General features: G+C 68.9%; 19 protein-coding genes. 16 read left to right on the plus strand and 3 right to left on the minus strand.

Annotated features, from left to right (window positions below):
• Positions 1–64: 64 nt before the first annotated feature.
• Positions 65–208, minus strand: coding sequence for a hypothetical protein (locus JOE53_RS05325; RefSeq protein WP_155947559.1), 144 nt, complete (start codon positions 206–208; stop codon positions 65–67).
• Positions 209–367: 159 nt separating this feature from the next.
• Between JOE53_RS05325 and JOE53_RS05330 the strand changes: the two genes are divergently transcribed.
• The 16 genes from JOE53_RS05330 to JOE53_RS05405 all read left to right on the plus strand — a co-directional run bounded on the left by JOE53_RS05330 (position 368) and on the right by JOE53_RS05405 (position 16,416).
• On the plus strand, positions 368–1,609 hold the full coding sequence (locus tag JOE53_RS05330; RefSeq protein WP_233449491.1) for an HNH endonuclease signature motif containing protein: 1,242 nt from the start codon (positions 368–370) through the stop codon (positions 1,607–1,609).
• Positions 1,610–2,186: 577 nt separating this feature from the next.
• Positions 2,187–2,798, plus strand: a complete 612-nt coding sequence (gene mpaB / locus JOE53_RS05335; RefSeq protein WP_204946995.1) for a daptide biosynthesis RiPP recognition protein — start codon at positions 2,187–2,189, stop codon at positions 2,796–2,798.
• A gap of 65 nt (positions 2,799–2,863) precedes the next feature.
• On the plus strand, positions 2,864–3,865 hold the full coding sequence (locus JOE53_RS05340; RefSeq protein WP_157557070.1) for an IS481 family transposase: 1,002 nt from the start codon (positions 2,864–2,866) through the stop codon (positions 3,863–3,865).
• Between the two features lie 71 nt (positions 3,866–3,936).
• The gene (locus JOE53_RS05345) at positions 3,937–4,335 is read left to right on the plus strand and encodes a hypothetical protein (RefSeq protein WP_204946996.1); all 399 of its coding nucleotides are present in this window, start codon (positions 3,937–3,939) and stop codon (positions 4,333–4,335) included.
• Complete coding sequence (gene mpaD, locus JOE53_RS05350) at positions 4,332–6,302, plus strand: daptide-type RiPP biosynthesis aminotransferase (RefSeq protein ID WP_204946997.1); 1,971 nt, start codon at positions 4,332–4,334, stop codon at positions 6,300–6,302. The genes JOE53_RS05345 and mpaD overlap by 4 nt, the downstream gene beginning before the upstream one ends.
• A complete protein-coding gene (gene mpaC / locus JOE53_RS05355; RefSeq protein WP_204946998.1) occupies positions 6,299–7,495 on the plus strand; it encodes a daptide-type RiPP biosynthesis dehydogenase in 1,197 nt (398 codons plus the stop codon). Before mpaD ends, mpaC begins: the two co-directional genes overlap by 4 nt.
• Positions 7,496–7,523: 28 nt before the next feature.
• Entirely contained in the window at positions 7,524–7,685 is a 162-nt protein-coding gene (locus JOE53_RS05360) for a daptide-type RiPP (protein ID WP_170214284.1), read from the plus strand.
• A 48-nt stretch (positions 7,686–7,733) separates the two neighbouring features.
• Positions 7,734–7,889, plus strand: coding sequence for a hypothetical protein (locus JOE53_RS05365; protein WP_170214285.1), 156 nt, complete (start codon positions 7,734–7,736; stop codon positions 7,887–7,889).
• A 70-nt stretch (positions 7,890–7,959) separates the two neighbouring features.
• Positions 7,960–8,145, plus strand: coding sequence for a hypothetical protein (locus JOE53_RS05370; protein WP_204946999.1), 186 nt, complete (start codon positions 7,960–7,962; stop codon positions 8,143–8,145).
• Complete coding sequence (locus tag JOE53_RS05375; RefSeq protein WP_204947000.1) at positions 8,142–8,849, plus strand: ABC transporter ATP-binding protein; 708 nt, start codon at positions 8,142–8,144, stop codon at positions 8,847–8,849. The genes JOE53_RS05370 and JOE53_RS05375 overlap by 4 nt, the downstream gene beginning before the upstream one ends.
• Complete coding sequence (locus tag JOE53_RS05380; RefSeq protein ID WP_204947001.1) at positions 8,849–9,583, plus strand: ABC transporter permease; 735 nt, start codon at positions 8,849–8,851, stop codon at positions 9,581–9,583. Before JOE53_RS05375 ends, JOE53_RS05380 begins: the two co-directional genes overlap by 1 nt.
• Positions 9,580–11,217, plus strand: coding sequence for a daptide biosynthesis intramembrane metalloprotease (gene mpaP, locus JOE53_RS05385; protein WP_204947002.1), 1,638 nt, complete (start codon positions 9,580–9,582; stop codon positions 11,215–11,217). The genes JOE53_RS05380 and mpaP overlap by 4 nt, the downstream gene beginning before the upstream one ends.
• Positions 11,218–11,256: 39 nt before the next feature.
• Positions 11,257–13,716, plus strand: a complete 2,460-nt coding sequence (gene lanKC / locus JOE53_RS05390; RefSeq protein WP_204947003.1) for a class III lanthionine synthetase LanKC — start codon at positions 11,257–11,259, stop codon at positions 13,714–13,716.
• The gene (locus tag JOE53_RS05395) at positions 13,713–14,816 is read left to right on the plus strand and encodes a glycosyltransferase family 2 protein (protein ID WP_204947004.1); all 1,104 of its coding nucleotides are present in this window, start codon (positions 13,713–13,715) and stop codon (positions 14,814–14,816) included. The genes lanKC and JOE53_RS05395 overlap by 4 nt, the downstream gene beginning before the upstream one ends.
• Positions 14,797–15,483 carry a GOLPH3/VPS74 family protein gene (locus JOE53_RS05400; RefSeq protein ID WP_204947005.1) on the plus strand — a complete coding sequence of 229 codons (687 nt, stop codon included), beginning with the start codon at positions 14,797–14,799 and terminating at the stop codon, positions 15,481–15,483. Before JOE53_RS05395 ends, JOE53_RS05400 begins: the two co-directional genes overlap by 20 nt.
• Positions 15,484–15,744: 261 nt before the next feature.
• On the plus strand, positions 15,745–16,416 hold the full coding sequence (locus JOE53_RS05405; protein WP_204947006.1) for an HD domain-containing protein: 672 nt from the start codon (positions 15,745–15,747) through the stop codon (positions 16,414–16,416).
• Positions 16,417–16,421: 5 nt separating this feature from the next.
• Here JOE53_RS05405 and JOE53_RS05410 read toward each other — a convergent pair whose 3' ends face one another.
• Together JOE53_RS05410 and JOE53_RS05415 are read right to left on the minus strand one after the other, a co-directional pair.
• The gene (locus JOE53_RS05410) at positions 16,422–16,892 is read right to left on the minus strand and encodes an NUDIX hydrolase (RefSeq protein WP_204947007.1); all 471 of its coding nucleotides are present in this window, start codon (positions 16,890–16,892) and stop codon (positions 16,422–16,424) included.
• Positions 16,893–16,905: 13 nt separating this feature from the next.
• On the minus strand, positions 16,906–17,691 hold the full coding sequence (locus JOE53_RS05415) for a helix-turn-helix domain-containing protein (RefSeq protein ID WP_204947008.1): 786 nt from the start codon (positions 17,689–17,691) through the stop codon (positions 16,906–16,908).
• Between the last annotated feature and the right edge of the window lie 32 nt (positions 17,692–17,723).

Here is a 17,723-nt window from a genome sequence, read left to right on the forward strand (position 1 = left end):
CCTCTCTGGACGGTGTTAAAGGTTGCTGTGGTTCGGTCCCACTCTACCCGAACCGGGCGGCGCCTCAGGTTGTGGGTCTCCCCGGCGCGATCGCGCGCCGCACGCCGGCGCGGGCGGCGGTGAGGGCGAGGACCAGCAGCGTCACCGACCAGAACGACGCCGCGCGCAGGCGTGTGACGTCCACGAGGTGCAGCGGGTCGATTCTCATGTCACAGCTCCCCTCGCGCACCCGGGCGCAGTGGTCGCGCTCACTCTAGGGCAGGCCGATGAATCGCATGAGAACACTCTCACGCGACATGTGATGTTTTCTCTCTCGATCTGGACTTTTCCAGCCTGTGATGTCGGAGGCCGTCGGCAGAATGGGGGTATGGACCTCCTCGCAGCACACCTCGACGACCTGCGGTCGCAGGCCGCCATGATGCTGCGCGGAGCGTCGGAGGATCGCGTCTTCGAGCGGGCGAGCGAGAGTGAGCTCGCTCGGCAGATCGCCGCCATCGCCGAGGTCGGCCGGTTGCTCGAGGCGCTCCTGATCGACGCGACCGGCGAGGTCATGCGACGCTCGGACAACCCCGTGCGTGACGAGCGGATGACCTCGCACCTCGGATGCCGCGACGTCACGCAGCTGCTGCAGACGCTCACGCGGATCGAGCCGCGGTCGGCCGCGCGGTTGCAGCGGGCGGCCGCAGCGGTGCGGTCCGATGTGTCGCCGACGACTGGTGAGGTGCTCGAGGCACCCTTCCCATCCGTGCGCGCGGCGATGGTCGACGGCGTCATCGGCGTCGACGGCATTCTGGCGATCACGGGTCCGCTCCAGCAGACAGCGCCGCGCGTCTCCGCTGCCGCGCGGAGGGATGCCGCGGACATCGTTGTCGCCGAGGCGCGCGGTGAGGGCCCGGATGCCGCACCGCCCGCGTGTGCCGAACTCCTGCGCATCCACGCGCAGACCTGGGCTCTCGCTCTCGACCAGGACGGCGCCGAGCCGCGCGAGCGGATCGCGGAGCGGACGCGCTCGGTCGTGCTCGGGGTGGCCACCGCGGGTGGAGTTCCGATCCGCGGAACGCTCTTGCCGGAGGTGGCCGCGCAGCTGCAGACGATCTTCGATGCGCACCTGTCCCCCGCCGTCGCCTTCGACGATCCCGCCGCGACGGACGATGAGCCGCTCCCGGCCCGTGACGACCGGACTCGTGCGCAGAAACAGCACGATGCGCTCGCTGCGGCGCTCGGCGTTGCGGCATCCAGCGGCCTCCTGCCGACGATCGGCGGACATGCGCCGACTCTCGTGGTCTCCGTCGACGCCGACGATCTCGTCGCGGGTACGGGCTTCGCGCACGCGCAGGGATGCGATCAGCCGGTCGACGTGGCGGCCGCCCGTCACATCGCGTGCGCGGGTGCCGTCCAGCGCATCAGCAGCCGGGCAGACGGCAGGATCGTCGCCATCGGCATCGAGGAGCGCGTCTTCAACCGGCACCAGCGTCGCGCGATCGCACTTCGCGACGGCGGGTGCATCATCCCCGGCTGCGGCGTTCCTGCCGGTTGGTGCGAGATCCACCACGTCACCGAACATGCCCGGGGCGGTCCCACGCACACCGACAATGGCACAACTTGTTAAGGGCACCTTTTTCAGCGCCCAGCGCCCGTCTAGTCGCCCTGGGTTTGTCGAAGAGCCTTGATCTTGATACCTGTGGTTGGGACTTCCGCTGGCTTCAATGGAGACTTTTGTCTAGGAAATTGATGAACTGCACCCAAGAATTGGATTTCACGATCACGGATACGTATGGTCGGAACCCAGTCTTCGGGCCGCAGCGGACCCCAATCATCTGGGAATAGCGGACGGTCCGTTTGGAGGGAATCCGGGGGATATCCGTGTTGCGCATCCGATATTGGGCACTCTTGCTGGGTGTCATCCTGCTCATCAACGCCGTTCTTATCTTTGTGAACGCCGACGGGCAAGTCGAGGGCTATGTGAGCAGTGCGATCTGCTTGCTGGCGGGGATCGCGAACGTAATCTACGCTTTCCGGCGCCGCTCGGATCCGTTGGATTCGCGGCGAGACGGATCCGCCCGTGAACCTTCGACACGACAACACCGATCTCGTCGAAACGACGAATTGTGGGGGATCAACCGGATGCGCAGTCAGATCAGTAAACCCGTCATGGGCACCAAACATCGCGACGTGGGAGTGACGCGATGACCGCGCAGCAGCCCTACCTCCGGCGCTCTGGCACGCTGATGCTGTGGGCCGTGGGCGCGGGAAAACCGCTTGGGGTTCCGCCGCTGACCAACGACACGGGCGGCGCGGCTGTCGTCGTCGCCGAGAGCGCAGACGCCCTCGACAGGGCAGCGGCACACGGCGTTGTCGACGAGTCGACGCGACTTTTCGTGCGTGATGACGTCGCCCACGCCACGTCCTCCACCATCGCTTCCGCGGCCACGACCTTCCAGGGGCGGTTCGACGCGGTCGGCACGGAGGTCCGCATGGGCGACACGTTTCGACTGCAGGTGCAGTCGTACGCGGTCAGCGAGTTCCTCAGCATCGTCGGACCGACCCTGATCCGCATCACGGATGCCGATGATCTGGCCACGCTCGTCGCCGACGCCGAGAGCTGCGTGGTAGACGGTGTCTTTCCCGACTTCCTGACTAACCCGGCCGTGCAGCTCGCCGACATCCCGGCGATCAGCGGTGACGGCCTCGATCAGTCCGGCCCCGCGAACCGGCTGTGGCTCGGCGAAGATGCCGTGTCGACCTCACCCTGGGGTGCTCCGCTAGATGTACTTCCCCGGGAGGTTGTGAACGGGTGAGGTAGGCGAAGACCTCCGGGCAGGATGTGGGTTACCACACTCGCATCCTGACCACGGAGGTCTTCGTGTCTCACGCTAACGCGCCTTTGACGCCGGAAGGGCGTCGTCGTCTTGCTGTCCTCGTCGTGGATCGGGGCTGGTCGTTGCGGCGGGCAGCGGAACGGTTCCAGTGCTCGCCCGCGACGGCGAAACGGTGGGTCGACCGGTATCGGGCCGGGCTGCCGTTGACGGACCGCAGCTTCAGGCCGCAGACCTCGCCGAACCGGCTCCCGCGGAAGACGGAGCGGAGGATCGTGTCGTTGCGGTTCACCCGCCGGTGGGGTCCGCACCGGATCGCGTATCACCTGGGCCTTGCCCGCTCGACGGTCGGCCGGGTGCTGGCCAGGTATGGGATGCCGAAGCTCGTGAACATCGATCAGGCCACCGGGCTGCCAGTCCGCAAGCCGACGCCGAAGCGGTACGAGGTCGCAAGACCGGGCCAGCTGATCCACGTCGACATCAAGAAGCAGGGCCGGATCCCTGATGGCGGCGGCTGGCGCGTCTTCGGCCGCGGATCGGCGCAGGACCGTGCCGCGGGATCCGTCCGTGACAAGGCCGCACGGTCAGGAGCGGCCGGCTCCCGCGGCTACCGGTATCTGCACCACGCCGTCGACGACAACTCGAGAGTCGCGTACTCGGAGATCCTCGACGACGAACGCAAGGAGACCGCGGCAGGGTTCTGGACCCGCGCGAACGCGTTCTTCGCGAGCCTCGGAGTCACGGTCACCGCCGTGATGACAGACAACGGCGCGTGCTACCGGTCACACGCGTTCGCGGACGCGCTCGGCGACGGGGTGAAGCACAAGTGGACAAAGCCGTATCGGCCGCAGACCAACGGGAAGGTCGAACGCTTCAACCGCACCCTCGCCGCCGAATGGGCCTACGCCAAGCCCTACGCCAGCGAAGCAGAGCGAGCCGCGGCATACGAGACCTGGCTGCATCACTACAATCACCACAGACCCCACACCGGGATCGGAGGCCAGACCCCCTCAGCCCGCGTTCACAACGTCACGGGGAAGTACAGCTAGACGGACCCCGCCTCGCCGACCTGCATCGGCACTGGTCCGAGCTCAACGCACACGCTCCCCACCGCGACGCCGTGGCGCTCGCGAAGGCGGTGCCGACGGCCGAGGGCGATGCGATCCTCGAGCGTCCCGATGAGTTGCGGCGCTTCCTGACCGCGGTGAGCGCCGTGCGAGCCCTGCGCGCGCGGGGGATGCAGCACGTCTGCGTCTCGGGCTATGGCATGCGCGTGAACGACGCCCTCGCCCCCCACGCGCATGGGTCGCCTCGTGCGGTCACGATCGCCGTCAGCGACGACGCGCACTTCCTCGTCGACACCGACACGGGCCGCGCCTTCGGCGTCTCCCCGGCCTTCGCGTCGGCGGCGGACGCCTTGCTCACGGTCGGCTCCGTGAACGATGCGGCCGAGTTCTCGCCGCGGGAACAGGTGGTCGCCGTAGCCGATCTGCTCGCCGGCGCGGGAGTGGCCCTGTGAGCGGTTCGCCCGCGACCCTGTCCCGCGACGATCTCTACAGCGTCGGCGGCAGCGGGGTCTATGACGCCATCACCCGCGGCGACAACGCGGAGATCCCGGAGATCCTGCGCGCCGCGATGCGCTCCCAAGGCCCCATCCTCGAGCTCGCCGCTGGCAGCGGGAGGATCACGTTTCCGCTGCTCACCCTGCGCCGCCCGGTCACCGCGCTGGACCTCTCCGAACCGATGATCGCGCTGCTCCGCGAGCGCCTGGCGACGGACGCCCGGCGCCTCGCCGAGCGCTGCACACCGGTCGTCGGCGACATGACCGACTTCCGCTTCGACACCCGGTTCGGGGCCGTCGTGGTCGGCACCACCTCGCTCTCGCTGCTGCCCGACGCAGCGGCACGGCGCCGGGTCTTCGACCGGGTCAGGGAGCACCTGGCTGACGACGGCGTCTTCGTGCTGACCAACGTCGAGCTGACCGAGAGCGCCGCCGCGCGCAGGGTTGAGCTCGACGGGGCCACCCTCACCGAGACCCCGAACGGGGATCGCACCCGGCGGCTGATCCAGATCGCCGTCGAGGGCGGCGTCTTCGAGTCCTCGGTCGGCAGCATCAGCCAATGGACGCTGCGCGACGAGCTCCACGCCGCAGGGTTCCTCATCGAGGAGGCCGTCGAGATCCCGGGGACCCCGCCCGAATACCGCAATACGCTGCTGGTGGCGCGCGCCAGGAGCCTTCGTCCGTTGTGGCCGTCGCTGACCGGATGGGATGCCCACGGCGACGACGGGCGTTGCGTGGTCTCGGCGCACGGCACCACGGTGCAGATGGCCGATGGGAGCCGGCTGGTGTGCGGGACGAGCGGGCTCTGGAACGTGAATCTGGGCTACGGGGATCCGGCGATCGCGGCAGCGATCGCCGAGGCGACGACGGCCTCCTCCTACGCGGGGGTGTTCCGCTATGAGAACGTCTACGCTCGACAGGCGGCGGAGGACCTGATCCGCCTCACCGACGAGCGCTTCGACACGGTGGTCTTCACCACCTCCGGCGGGTCGGCCAACGACGCCGTGCTCAAGATCGCCCGCCAGTTCTGGGCGCTGCGCGACATGCCCCACCGCAAGATCGTCGCCGGACTCGAGCAGAGCTTCCACGGCCTCACCTATGGCGCCTTCGGCCTGACCGGAGAAGATCTCGGTCGCAGCCTCTACGGTGCCGAGACGCGCCTGGTGCGGCACATCCCGGCGAACGACGTCGACGCGTTGACGGCGCTGATGTCGCGTGCAGGCGGCACGATCGGCGCGCTCGTCGTCGAACCCGTGCTCGGCACCGGCAACACCGTGCTGACGGCGGAGTTCGTCGAGGCGCTCGGTGCGGCCCGCGACGCCCACGGCGTCCTGCTCGTGGTCGATGAGGTCGCCACCGGCTTCGGCCGCACCGGGCCCCTGTTCGCCTCCTCCGAGTGGCCCTGGGCACCCGACCTGCTGGTCACCTCGAAGGGCCTCAGCAACGGCACCTCCGCCATCGCGGCGATCCTGGTCGCCCCGCGCGTCGCGCGCACCTTCCACGATGCCGGGGCGGTGCTCGTGCACGCCGAGACCCAGGCCGGCAACGCCGCATCGTGCGCCGCGATCTCCGCGACCGTGCAGCGCTTCGCCGAACTGGACGCCCTGGCGCGCGGCGCCCGGCTCGCCGCCCGCCTCGACACCGCAATCGACGACCTGATCGCGACGACGCCGAGCATCACGGGGGTGCAGGGCAGGGGATGCTTCCGCGCCCTGAGCCTGTCGCTGTCGGACGGCTCCGCGCTGCCACAGGCACAGGTCCCGGACGTCGTGGCCGCGCTGCGCACGACGGGCCGGGTGATCGTCCATCCCGGACTCGCCGGTATACAGCTGGCCCCCGCTCTGACCATGACCGAGGACGCCCTCGCCGCCCTCTTCTCGGGCATCCGGATCGGCCTCGCCGCCTTCGCCGCACGCACATCGTGAGTTACGCCCCGACACTGACGGCGTGGAGCGCCGCCGCGCACGCACTTTTGACCGCGCGTGCGGGCGACGTGACCGTGCTGGTCGACTCCGGTGTGCCGGAATCCGCGCCGTTCCTGACTACGGTGGGCGACGTCATCAGCTCTCTGGGCAGGAATCCCGTCGTGCGCCGGGTGGCGCCGCACGCCGGTCTGGACACGGTCGCGCAACTGCATGACCTCATGTCGACGTCGGCGGCGACGGTCGCGATCGGCGGGGGGAGCCTCCTGGATGCCGCCAAGCTCGCTCGGCTATGGGCGCAGCGCGGCTTTCGAGAACGGCTGACGGCGCGCACGCGCAGTGGATTCGTGGCCCTGCGCCCCACCATGGCGCAGCCTGCGACGGTACTTGTTGCGGTGCCGACGACACTCGGCACCGGCAGCGAGTCGAGCTCCGTCGCCATCGCCGACGTAGCCGGAAGGCGGCGTCTGGTCAGTGGTGCGCATCTGCGGCCGGACTCCTGCGTGCTGCTCGGCGATGCGGCGTCCACCCTTCCCGATCCCCTGCAACGCGAGGGCGTCGTGGAGGTTCTGCTCCGCCTCGCGAGCTCGTTCGTCGGCGATGTCGACGGCGATCCGCTGCGAGACGCCCTGGTGCCGACGTTGTGCCGTGCGGTGATCGACGTGCTACACCGCGACCTCGGCGACGCGGCGCGCCACCTCGTGCTCCGTGCTGGGGCACTGAGCCACCACGGCGAGCTGCCCCCAGGCAACCCGTACGGCGCCCGGGCCTGGTACGTCGGCACGGAGCTGTCCGCCGAGCTCGGCCTGCGCAAGATGGCGGTGCTGCCCGCCGTGACCATTGCGGCCTGGCGGCTGATCGAAGCGGGCGACGAACGCTGGGGTTCCGCGCAGCGTCTGGAGGCGCTGCGCGGACAGCTGGATGCCTCGGGGAGGACGGCTTCCGACTGGCTGACTGGACTCCTGCAAGGCGCGGGACTGGCGACGACCATCGGCGTCCCCGCTGCGACCGTGCCCGCGCTGGCCGAGCGGATCCTGCGCCATTGGGGGCAGGGTCTTCCCATGCTGCCCGATCTCGATTCCGCCGACGTACAGCGCCTTGTGCGCGACGCGTCGCGTCCCCCGCGTCCACTCCGGCGACGATCGATGTCGTCGCGGGTGGCGACCCCGGTGCCAACGATCCCGTCGGCGCTCTGACCCGACTGAAGATGGAGGAGGTGAACACATGGAAGCAAGCACCCCTGGACTGGAGCTGGCTATGCAGGAGCTTGAGGCCCTCGAGGCGCCCGGTTGGTGGACTGCTGCGGGCATCGCTGCCGGCGTCGTCGTGACTGGTGCTGCCGTTTACGGCGGATGGGCCGCTTCGGCGGCTCTCATCGCGACCTGAGTCGCGACCGACCATCACAGGATCTAGACGACGACGGAGGTGAAATTCATGACCGCAACCACGCTTGAGATGGGCCTGCAGGAGCTCGAAGCTCTTGAAGCGCCCGGCTTCTGGACCGGTTTCGCCATCGGTGCCGGTGTCGTCGGCGCCGGTGTCGCCGGTGCCGGGTTGTACCTTGGTGCCGCCGCGCTCGTGGCCACCTGATGAACGGGCGGTGCCGTGTCGAAGGGCGCGGCACCGCCCTCAGCGCCCTGTTTGAGAGGAAACGAAAATCATGAACAAAAATCCCACCCTGTCGATTCTGCTGATCTTCGTCAGCGTCCTGGTCATCACCGCCGCGGTGGTCGCGGTGGTCGTGACCGGTCCGATCCGCTGGATCGCCCTCGGCGTGGCCCTCCTCGCAGCCGTCGCCGCCGGTGCGACCCTCTTCGCACTGCGAAAGGGGAGCCAGCACCTATGACCTCGCCCCTCGTCGCCTCTCATCTGTCGAAGACCTATAAAGGTCGCGCCGCGGTTGACGACGTCAGCTTCGCCGGGCGGTCTGGGCGCGTGCTCGGCCTGCTTGGGAAGAACGGAGCGGGCAAGACGACGACTATCAAGATGCTGTTGGATCTGGTCCGTCCGGAGCGGGGGACCGCCGAGATCAACGGACGGCCGTATTCGACCACCGTCGACGCCGCCCGCCACGTCGGTGTCGCCCTCGACGACATGTCGTTCCTGCCGGGGGCCACGGTGCGCTTCGAGCTGGGCGTCTGGGCGACGACGATCGGCGTGCCCCCGGTTCGCGTCGACGAGGTCATCGAGAACGTCGGACTGAGCGAGCACGTCGGCAGCAAAGTCAAGTCGTTGTCGACGGGCGAGAAGAAGCGGCTCAGTCTTGGCATCGCGTTGCTCGCCGAGCCGCCCCTGCTCATCCTCGACGAGCCGAGCAACGGGCTCGACCCCGTCGGCATCCGTTGGATGCGCCAGCTGATCCGTGCGCACGCCGACAAGGGCGGTACGGTGCTGCTGTCGAGCCACATCCTCTCGGAGATGCAGCAGACCATCGATGACGTCGTCATCATGCAGCAGCGGGTGCTCTTCGACGGCACGCTTGATGAGCTGACGTCGCAGGGCGCGTCGTCGCTGGAAGACCGCTTCTTCGAGCTGACGGGAGACGAGTGATGTTCCGCGCTGAACTGCGCAAGGCGTTCGCACCGCGTTCGACCTGGTTCCTGCTGCTGGGAGGCGCTGGCTTCTCGGCGTTGACCGCGTACGGGTATGCGGACGATGGGAAGAAGGGCATCGAGGCGGGCGCGACCACCCTCGCCCTCGCGACGGACGAAGTCCCGCGTGCCTGGATGACCCTGTTCCTGTTCGCCGCGATCGCGGGAGCGGTCTTCATCTCTCGAGAGTTCGACTCCCGGGCCATCGTGCGCACGGTGCTGCTCGGGCAGACGCGCACCCGGGTGTTCGCCACGAAGCTCGCGGTGGTCGGCACGATCGGCATCCTTTACGGACTCGTCGCGATGATCGCCGCCGTGATCTCGCCGTTCGTGTTCCTGCCGATGGCGGGCCTGGAAGTCGAATGGACGGCGTCGACCACCCTGACCGTGCTCGGCGTCGGCGCGTGCGGTCTGCTCGCCGCGCTGTGGGGGGCAGGGGTCGGATGGCTGCTGCGCAGCCGGCTGGCGTCCGTTGCCATAGTCGTGCTGTTCATCCTGCTGGTGGAGCCGGGGCTGCAGCGGCTGTGGCCCGAGGCGGCGAACGGCTTCTTCTCCATCGCGCTGTCGTCGATCTACCTCGACCAGAAACCGGAGCTGCTCGCCGTCCCGTTCGCGACCGTGATCGCGCTGGCGTGGATAGTCGTGCTGCTCGCGGCCTCGTTCCTCACGTTCCGTCGACGGGACCTTCGGTGAGACGCACTCCTTCTCTCGATCGCTCCGCGGCGGTCGCGGCGGACCCGCCGCGGCTGTCGCGGGAGATCGAGCTACTCCCTCCGATGGAGGGGTCGGCCGACTGGTTCATCCGGCGCGGAACCCAGCAGTACTTTAAGATCAAACCGGACCTGGCCCATCTTGTCACCACGATCGACGGCACGACGACGAAAAAGCAGATCGTGGACGAGCTCGGCGATCCGTGGGATCTCGCCCAGGTCGATCTCGGCCTGCAGCTGCTCGCGAAGGCCGACGTGCTGGAGGGCCAGCGTCCCCCGAGGCAACGGGGGCCGCTGCGGTTCGTCCCCCCGCTAACGATCCAGCTGACACTGTGCAACCCATCTCGTATGCTGACATGGCTGGCGCGTCTGATGCCGTGGGTCAAGTCGCCGGTGCTGCTGTCGGTGTCGGTCGGCGTTGCGGTCGCCGGTCTCGTCGTCCTCCTCCTCCGCGGCGACGCCCTGGTGGCCGCGTTGAGCCAGCCCGTATCGTATGCGACGCTGTTCGCCCTCTTCCTCGGCATCCTGGTGTCCACCGCCCTGCACGAGGTCGGCCACGGCCTGGTCCTCGCCGCGTACGGCGCCGCCCCGAACCGACTCGGCGTGATGCTGTTCTACCTGCTGCCCGCGTTCTTCTGCGACGTCTCCGACGGATGGCGGCTGCCGAAGCCGAGTCAGCGCGTGCATGTGGCCATGGCCGGGATCGCCGTGCAGTGGATGATCGCCGGAACCTCGGCGCTGCTGACGCTCGTCCCCGTGCTCGACGGTTGGTCTCAGGGGCTGATGATCTTCACCGTCATCACGTTCACCGCGTCGCTGATGAACCTCATCCCCTTCGTCAAGCTCGACGGGTACATCGCGCTGATGAACCACGTCGACGTGTCGCACCTGCGCGACAAGGCGATCGCCGATGCGCGGGGCTGGACGCTGCGCCTCCTGCTGGGCGTCACGCCGCCGCCGCGGCAGCTTCCCCAGTTCCGCTGGGCCATCCTCTTCGGGATCGGCTGCATGATCTTCCCGCTCGTGATCGTCGCCAACGCGCTGCTGATCTGGTCGACGACGCTGCAGCGGCTCGGCCCCGCCGGCTCGGGCATCCTCCTGTTCGCCCTTGTCGCCGCACTGTTCGGTCTCGGCAAGGAGTTGTTCTCGGGCTTCTCGTGGAAGACGCTGTCGACGGCGGTACGCGTGCGGGCGGTCGGCGTCGCCGCCGTGGTGGCGGCCGGGGCGGCTGTCGCGCTGGCGGTCATCCCGGTGCCGCAGACGCTCAGCGGCGGATACATCGTGGAGGAATCGGATTCTGAGCTGCTGCTGCCCGCGTCTGCATCGCTGTCTTTGCTGGAGGCGGGCGACCGGGTGAGCCTGCGCGAGGCCGGGATCGTGCTGCAGGGCGAGATCGGCGTGGCGACCGTGGCCGCATCCGCCGATGCGGCCGAGGCAAGCACCCGTCCGTTCTACTCCCTGTTCGCGGTGACCGACGTCGAGCCGAGGATCCCGGTGACGATCCTGCCGATAACTCTGGTGGAGGAGCCTGCGGTGTCGCACGGGGTCGCGGTCGTCGAGCTCGGCGACGTTCCCCTGGGGGTCTGGCTGCTGCAGCGGATCGGGCTGTCCGGATGAGCCGGATAGGTCGGGGCACCACGAGGGAACGAGGGATGCATGGAACCGGCCTATCTTGAGTTCTGTCAGCCGGGGAACGCGTTCTACTCGCGTCCCCTGCACCGGGGCGAGGACTTCCCGCTGGTCGAGGGGGCCCTTCCCGAGGGGTGGCAGGGATCCATCGACGAGGTGTGGTGCGTGCGGCGGCCCGAGTCGGTCGCGCTGCCGGAGCAGGGGTGGAAGATCCACGTCACCGCGACCGCGGACACCGCGACCGCGATCCTCGAATCCGTGGCGGAGTACTGCACGGCGCGGGGCATCGCCTTCAAGTTCCTGCGTAGCCCGGCGATGCTGATCGCCCGCAACAGCAAATACGCCGACCGTGGTGCGAGCGGCAAGTTCCTCACGATCTATCCGCGCACGAACCCCGAGCTCGAGCGCACGCTCCGGGAACTGGACGCGCGGCACGGCGGCAGCCCCGGCCCCGCGGTGCTCTCGGATCTGCGGTGGGGCGCAGGCCCGCTGTCCGTTCGCTACGGTGCGTTCGTGCTGCACCGGAGCGCCGACCGGCACGGGCGCCTGGTGCCGTCGATCCGCACCCCGGAGGGCGACCTCGTGCCCGAGGACCGCCGCCCGGGGTTCCATCCGCCGGAGTGGGCAGAGATCCCGGAGTTCCTCGAACCCGCCCTCGCCGCGCGCCGCGGCGGCACGCTGCAGGACTTCCCCTACACGGTCACCGCGGCACTGCACTTCTCGAACGGCGGTGGCGTCTATCGCGGCACCGACCGCGACGGGCGCGAGGTGATCCTGAAGGAGGCCCGCCCACACGCCGGGCTCGATGAGGCCGGGCAAACGGCGACGGCCCGGCTGATCCGCGAGGCGGAGGCGTTGCAGACGCTCGCCGGGATTGACGGCATCCCCGAGTTCGTCGAACTTCGACGGGGCCACGAGCACCTGTTCCTAGTGCGCGCCTATTCGCCGGGCACCACCCTCGGTGAGCTGCTGCGGCAGCGAAATCCGCTGATCAATCCGGCTTCCCCGCTGACGAACGCCGAGTTCGCCGACTTCGTGCTCGACGTCTGGGCGCGCGTGCGGGAGATCGTGTCGCAGGTGCACGCGCGCGGGGTCGTGTACGCCGACCTGCATCCGGGGAACGTCCTCGTAGGACCCGACGGCGCTCTCACGCTGATCGACTTCGAGTCCAGTAGCGACGTCGCCGACGATGCCGCGCAACGGATCGGAGTCCCGGGGTTCCGTGCCCCGACCGACTGCACGGGGCCGCGGGTCGACGAGTACGCGCTGGCCGTGCTGCTGCTGACCGCCTTCCTCCCACTCGCGCAGACGATGGACTGGGACCGCGCCCAGCCCGTCCGCATCTGGGAGTGGGTGCGGGCGCGTTTCCCGGTCCCGACCGCGACGGGCGAGGCCGCGGTGCGCACGATCCAGGAGGCCCGGGTTGCCGAGGGGCAAGGGCACACGAGCACGCCGGACGGGGCGCTCGTCGAACTGCGCCGTTTCGTGCTGGGGGCAGCCGACCTCGACAGTGAGCGACGCACGTATCCCGGCGACATCCAGCAGCTGCTGCTCGATGACGCGCGCGGGTTCCTGTTCGGCGCCGCGGGGGTGCTGTGGGCGTTGCAGTCGACGGGAGAGCCGGTGCCGTCGGCACACCTCGCCAGATTCGTGGATGCCGTGCGCGACCCCGCCTCGCTCGCTCCGGGGTTCGGCATGGGCAGCGCCGGGGTGGCCCTGGCGTTGGACGTGCTGGGCGAGACCGAGCTGGCTGGGCGGCACCGGGCGGCGTCGCTGACCCGGGTGCAGGAGGAGCCGTCGTTGATCGGCGGCAGCGCGGGGGTGGCGCTCAGCGCGCTGGGGGGCGTGTCGCAGGGCGACCTCGATCTTATCGGGCGGCATGCAGAGGCCGCGTTCTCGCGGGCGGCGACGGCCAGGGCCCCGGGGCTCTTCCACGGCCGCGAGGGCATCGCGCTGTTGATGGTGCGCATGTTCGAGGCGACCGGCGAGCACGCGTGGCTGGACCGGGCGGACGCGCTCGTCGCAGGCTTCGTCGCCGAGGAGCCCGGTCTCAATCCCGCTCTGCTCGCCTCGCCGGCAGTGGGGGCGGCACTCGCCGCGCGGGAGCTGCACCGGCATCGGCCGACCCCGGAGCTGCGGAGGCTCATCGATGCCGTGCGCGGCAGTAACGAGCATCCCGGCCTGTTCGGGGCGGAGTTCCTGGAGCACGTCGGGGTGCTGCGGGGACGGGCGGGGCTACTGTTGGCCGCGCAGGCGCTGTGGGCAGGCGACGTTGTGCCCGGGGCTGTTCGACGCCACCTTGACGTGCATCGCGCGGACCTCTGGCTGCATGCGGTCGAGGGGGTGCAGGGCGCCGGGATGCTCGGCGATAACGCCCTGCGGCTGAGCCTGGACTACGCCACGGGAAACGCGGGCGTGATGCATGCCATCGCGGTGGGGAACGGGGATGCGCCGGGGTTCCCCTTCCTCGCGGCGGTGTCGTCGTGACCGATCCCGTGATCTCGGTCGTCTGCCCGACGCACAACAGGTCGCGCCTGATCGAGCCGACCATCCGCTCGGTCCTGGAGCAGACCGTGCGCGACATCGAGCTGATCGTGGTGGCCGACGGGTGTACCGACGACACCGTCGCTGTCGTCGCAGAGCTGGCCGCCGCGGATCGGAGGGTGCGGCTGGTCGAGACCCCGGCGCACGGGCATCCGGCCGAGCCCCGCAACCGTGGTGTCGCGGAGGCCGACGGCGATCTCATCGCCTATCTCGATCACGACGACCTGTGGGCCGCGGGGCACCTCGCCGAGCTCTTGGCCCTGTTCGAAGAGGGAGCGGACGTGGCCTTCACGGGCTGCGTCCGCAACGACCGGGCGACGGGTGCGTCGTCGCCTTCGACGCCGTTCGGCTCGACCTGGCATCCGTGGCTGCAGGTCATGAATCCGATCTTCGAGCCGTCGCGTGCCGCGCACCGCCGCGCCCTGCTCGCTGACGTCGGTGGCTGGGCGGACGGCCCGGGCCTGGAGGATTGGGACCTGTGGCAACGGTTCACCGACGGCGGGGCGCGGTTCGTCTCGTCGATCGCGCCGACGGCGATCGTGTCGCTCGACACCGCGACGCGTCGGCACCGGACTCCTCGCCCGCATCGGCTCCGGCTGGGGGGCTTCGATGCGCCGCGGGACGCCGCCACCGCCGCGCGGGAGCTGACAGCGGAGGACACGCAGCGCGCGCTGATCTCCGCGGCGATGCGCGATGCCGGTGCGCTGTTGCCGAGGCTGGCGGCGGGCGGGGGTCTCGTGCTTCCGCACGGGTGGGAGGGGCGACTCGCCGACCTGCCCGATGGCAATGGGGCGCTGGCGACGCATACCCTCGATACCGTCGTCGTGCAGCGCGGGCGGGGTTTCGAGGTGCAGTTGCCTCTCTGGTGCCGCACGGTGGAGCACGCCGAACGCTTCTGGCGCGGCGTGAGGCAGGACCACTCCGAGCAATGGACGATCGTCGCGGAGGCCATGACCCGAGGCGGTGGACGTGAGCTCGGTGGCATCGATCAGGGCGAGGGCACCTACCGAGAGGAGACTGCGCATGTCGCAGGGGAGCAATGACCGGCTGCTGATCGTCGAGGAGCTGCATCTGCTGCTGGTGAAGCCGGAGGGGGGACTGGAGACGGTTCCCGCATACCGGGCCTACGCCGAGACGGCCGCGTTGCTCGTGGACCTCGCGGTAGCGGGCGCGGTGACAGTGGGAGAGAAGGAGACGGTGGCGGCGCAGGAGGACGCGCGCGGGCCGGAGCATCCGGTGCTGCGTCAGGGGTGGAGCGCGCTGGCGGAAGGGGGCCCGGGCACGGTCGGCGAGCTGGTGCGGCGACCCGAGCTCGACCCGGGGGGCACGGTGGAGGAGTCGTTGGTCGCGGCGGGCATCCTGGAGCGGAAGTCACGCGGCGTTCTGGGGCTACGTTTCGATCGGACCCCCACGGTCGACCCGGCGCCGGAGGAGGCGCTCCGGGCTCGGTTGGCCGCCGTGCTGGCGGGTCGTGAGCGCGCGACCGTCGCCGACACCAGCCTGCTCGCGCTGCTGAACGCGGGGGCGGATGCTCCGCGGATCCTGCGCGCCGAGGCGGCGGGGATGGATCGCGATCAGTTCGCCGCCCGCGTGCGGGAGCTCGACGCCGACACGACCACCAGCGATGCCGTATCGGACGCGATCAGTGCCGTGAGCACCGCCGTCATCGGCGCCGTTCTCGTCCCGACGATCATCGGCGGGATCCTGTAGAAGCCGGCCTTCCCTCAACAATCACGCATCGAAAAGCGCTTGACTAAGTAGGGGAAATTTGGACCGGCAGACGCTTGGCCCGCTCGATCCGGCTCGGCTTCCTGCCCTCCGCCTTGGGGAGGGTGGCGCGCGTAGCGGAGCGGAGCGCGACGCCTGACCCCTTCGTCCCGCCGAGATATCCATCTCTCTTCTCTTCTTCTCGTTCGTGTTCTCCTGCGTGGACGACGTTGGGCTTCCTGCTCGCGATGAATTCGCATTGGGATGGCAAACATCCGCGGAGCGGATGGCGGCAGCTCGCGGCTGATCAGATCGAGCGCGCTGGTGCTGACGCGGGTAGGTTTCGCTTGGTGTGTCCTGAGGCGGATCCGTAGTCTGGGCGTGATGGGTTCCGATCTGGTGGTGCGTGCTCGGGCGGTTGCTGAAGACCGTCTCGTGTCGTTGCCGCGCCGATGGGCTCATGTGCAGGGTGTTGCAGCTCGTGCAACCGGGGTCACGTTGTCTCTTGGGTGCCGGTCGGCGGAGGAGATTGTCGCGGCGGCGTGGCTCCATGACGTGGGCTATGCGGACTCGGTCGCTGTATCGGGTTTCCATCCGGTCGATGGCGCCCTGTTCGCGCGTGGTGAGCGGTTTCCGGAGCTTGTCGTGTCGTTGATCGCGTTCCATACGGGCGCCGAGGAGGAAGCAACCCAGCGGGGACTTTCCACAGCGCTGGGTGAGTTCGCAGCCCCTGCCGCGGAGGCGCTGGATGTGGTGACGTTCTGTGACCTGACAACCAGTGTTGACGGCGTTCTGACGGACGCTCACGCGCGGATTGCGGAGATCCTGGACCGGTACGAGCCAGGCGACCCCGTGCATCTGGCTGTGTCCGCGTCGGCGCCTCGGCTGCTGGCTTCCGTCAGCCGTGTTGAGTCTCGCTTGGCGGCTGCGCGGTAGGTGTTTCAGCCGAGGTAGGGGGCTGGGTTACCGGTGAGGTAGTGGTCGATCCGGAGTCGCATGCTCGGGTGCATGGTCAGCGCTGCGATGTCGTCGGGCTGCACCCATTGCAGGTCGGTGGACTCGTCATCGTGCGCGAGCGTGCCGCCGAGAAGCCGGGTGGTGTAGCAGAGGGAGAACTGTTGGCGAACTTCCCCGTCGGTGTACTCGATGACGTGGTTCGGGTTCGTGTAGATCCCGACGAGCGCGCTGATCTCGACGTCGAGTCCGGTTTCTTCTTTCACTTCGCGGACCGCGCAGTCTTCGATGGACTCGCCGAGTTCCATGCCGCCGCCAGGGAGCGCCCAGAGCCCGTTGTCCACGCGGTGGACCAGGAGGATCCGTCCTTCGGTGTCGGTGACGACGGCGGTTGTGGAGGGGACGACGCTGTTCGCTTTGGGGGCGTCCGGGTTGTTGAAGTGGTCGATGCGTGCCATGCCGGTGTTCTCCTCAGTAGCGGGGTGTCGTTTGGTCCGGGGTGCCCGTGTTCCAGACATGCGTGAACGTGTCCGCGTACTTGTCGAACAAGTCCGAGTGGTCGGCGCGGGCGAGTTCGATCACGGGGTTATCGCCCGCCGGTAGCCCGTAGATGTGATGGTTCGCATAGACAACGTCGTCGGCGAAGAACACCGACGTATACAACGGTGTCCGGTGCACGCGCACTTCGATGCCCTCGATGTTCCTCAGCGGGGCCAGGCGCCTCAGCGTCATCCGGCACCGGCTCGCAAGGTCCACGCCGAGACCTTCCTCACTGCCTCTTTCATGCACCGCCGCCGAGGCGGGATCACCAACAGCGAACCGCACCAACACACCTCGCGTCACAGCGTCGGTGAGGATACGGGGAAAGCCCGGCACGGAGTCGAACAGGAACGTTCCGCCGTATACGAGGATGTCGATCCGCTCACTGGCGGCGCTGAACACCTCGACCCAGAACGCTGAGGGAACCTCCGCGCGTGAGGGAAACAGCCGGGATGACACGGTCGGCACGCCTGCCCCGCCCCTGACTGTCGCATCCGGCCACAGGTCCGTAACGGGCATGTTGAGTGCTTGGGCGATTGCTTCCTTTGTCGTGTCACGGGAGTTCTTGCCGTCCAGCACTTTCAGGATCGTTCGCTCATCAACGTTGCTGAGGTCGTGGAGCTTGCGGACGCTGATGCGCTGCTCCGCCATCGCCGCGCGCAGGAACCGTCCCGAGTTCTCGGCAGGCGCCGGGGTGATGTCGTCGTGGTCCGTCATACAAGGCTTTCGTTGCGGGAGTGCTCTCGCTC

This window comes from Microbacterium laevaniformans (assembly GCF_016907555.1).
GTDB lineage: Bacteria > Actinomycetota > Actinomycetes > Actinomycetales > Microbacteriaceae > Microbacterium > Microbacterium laevaniformans.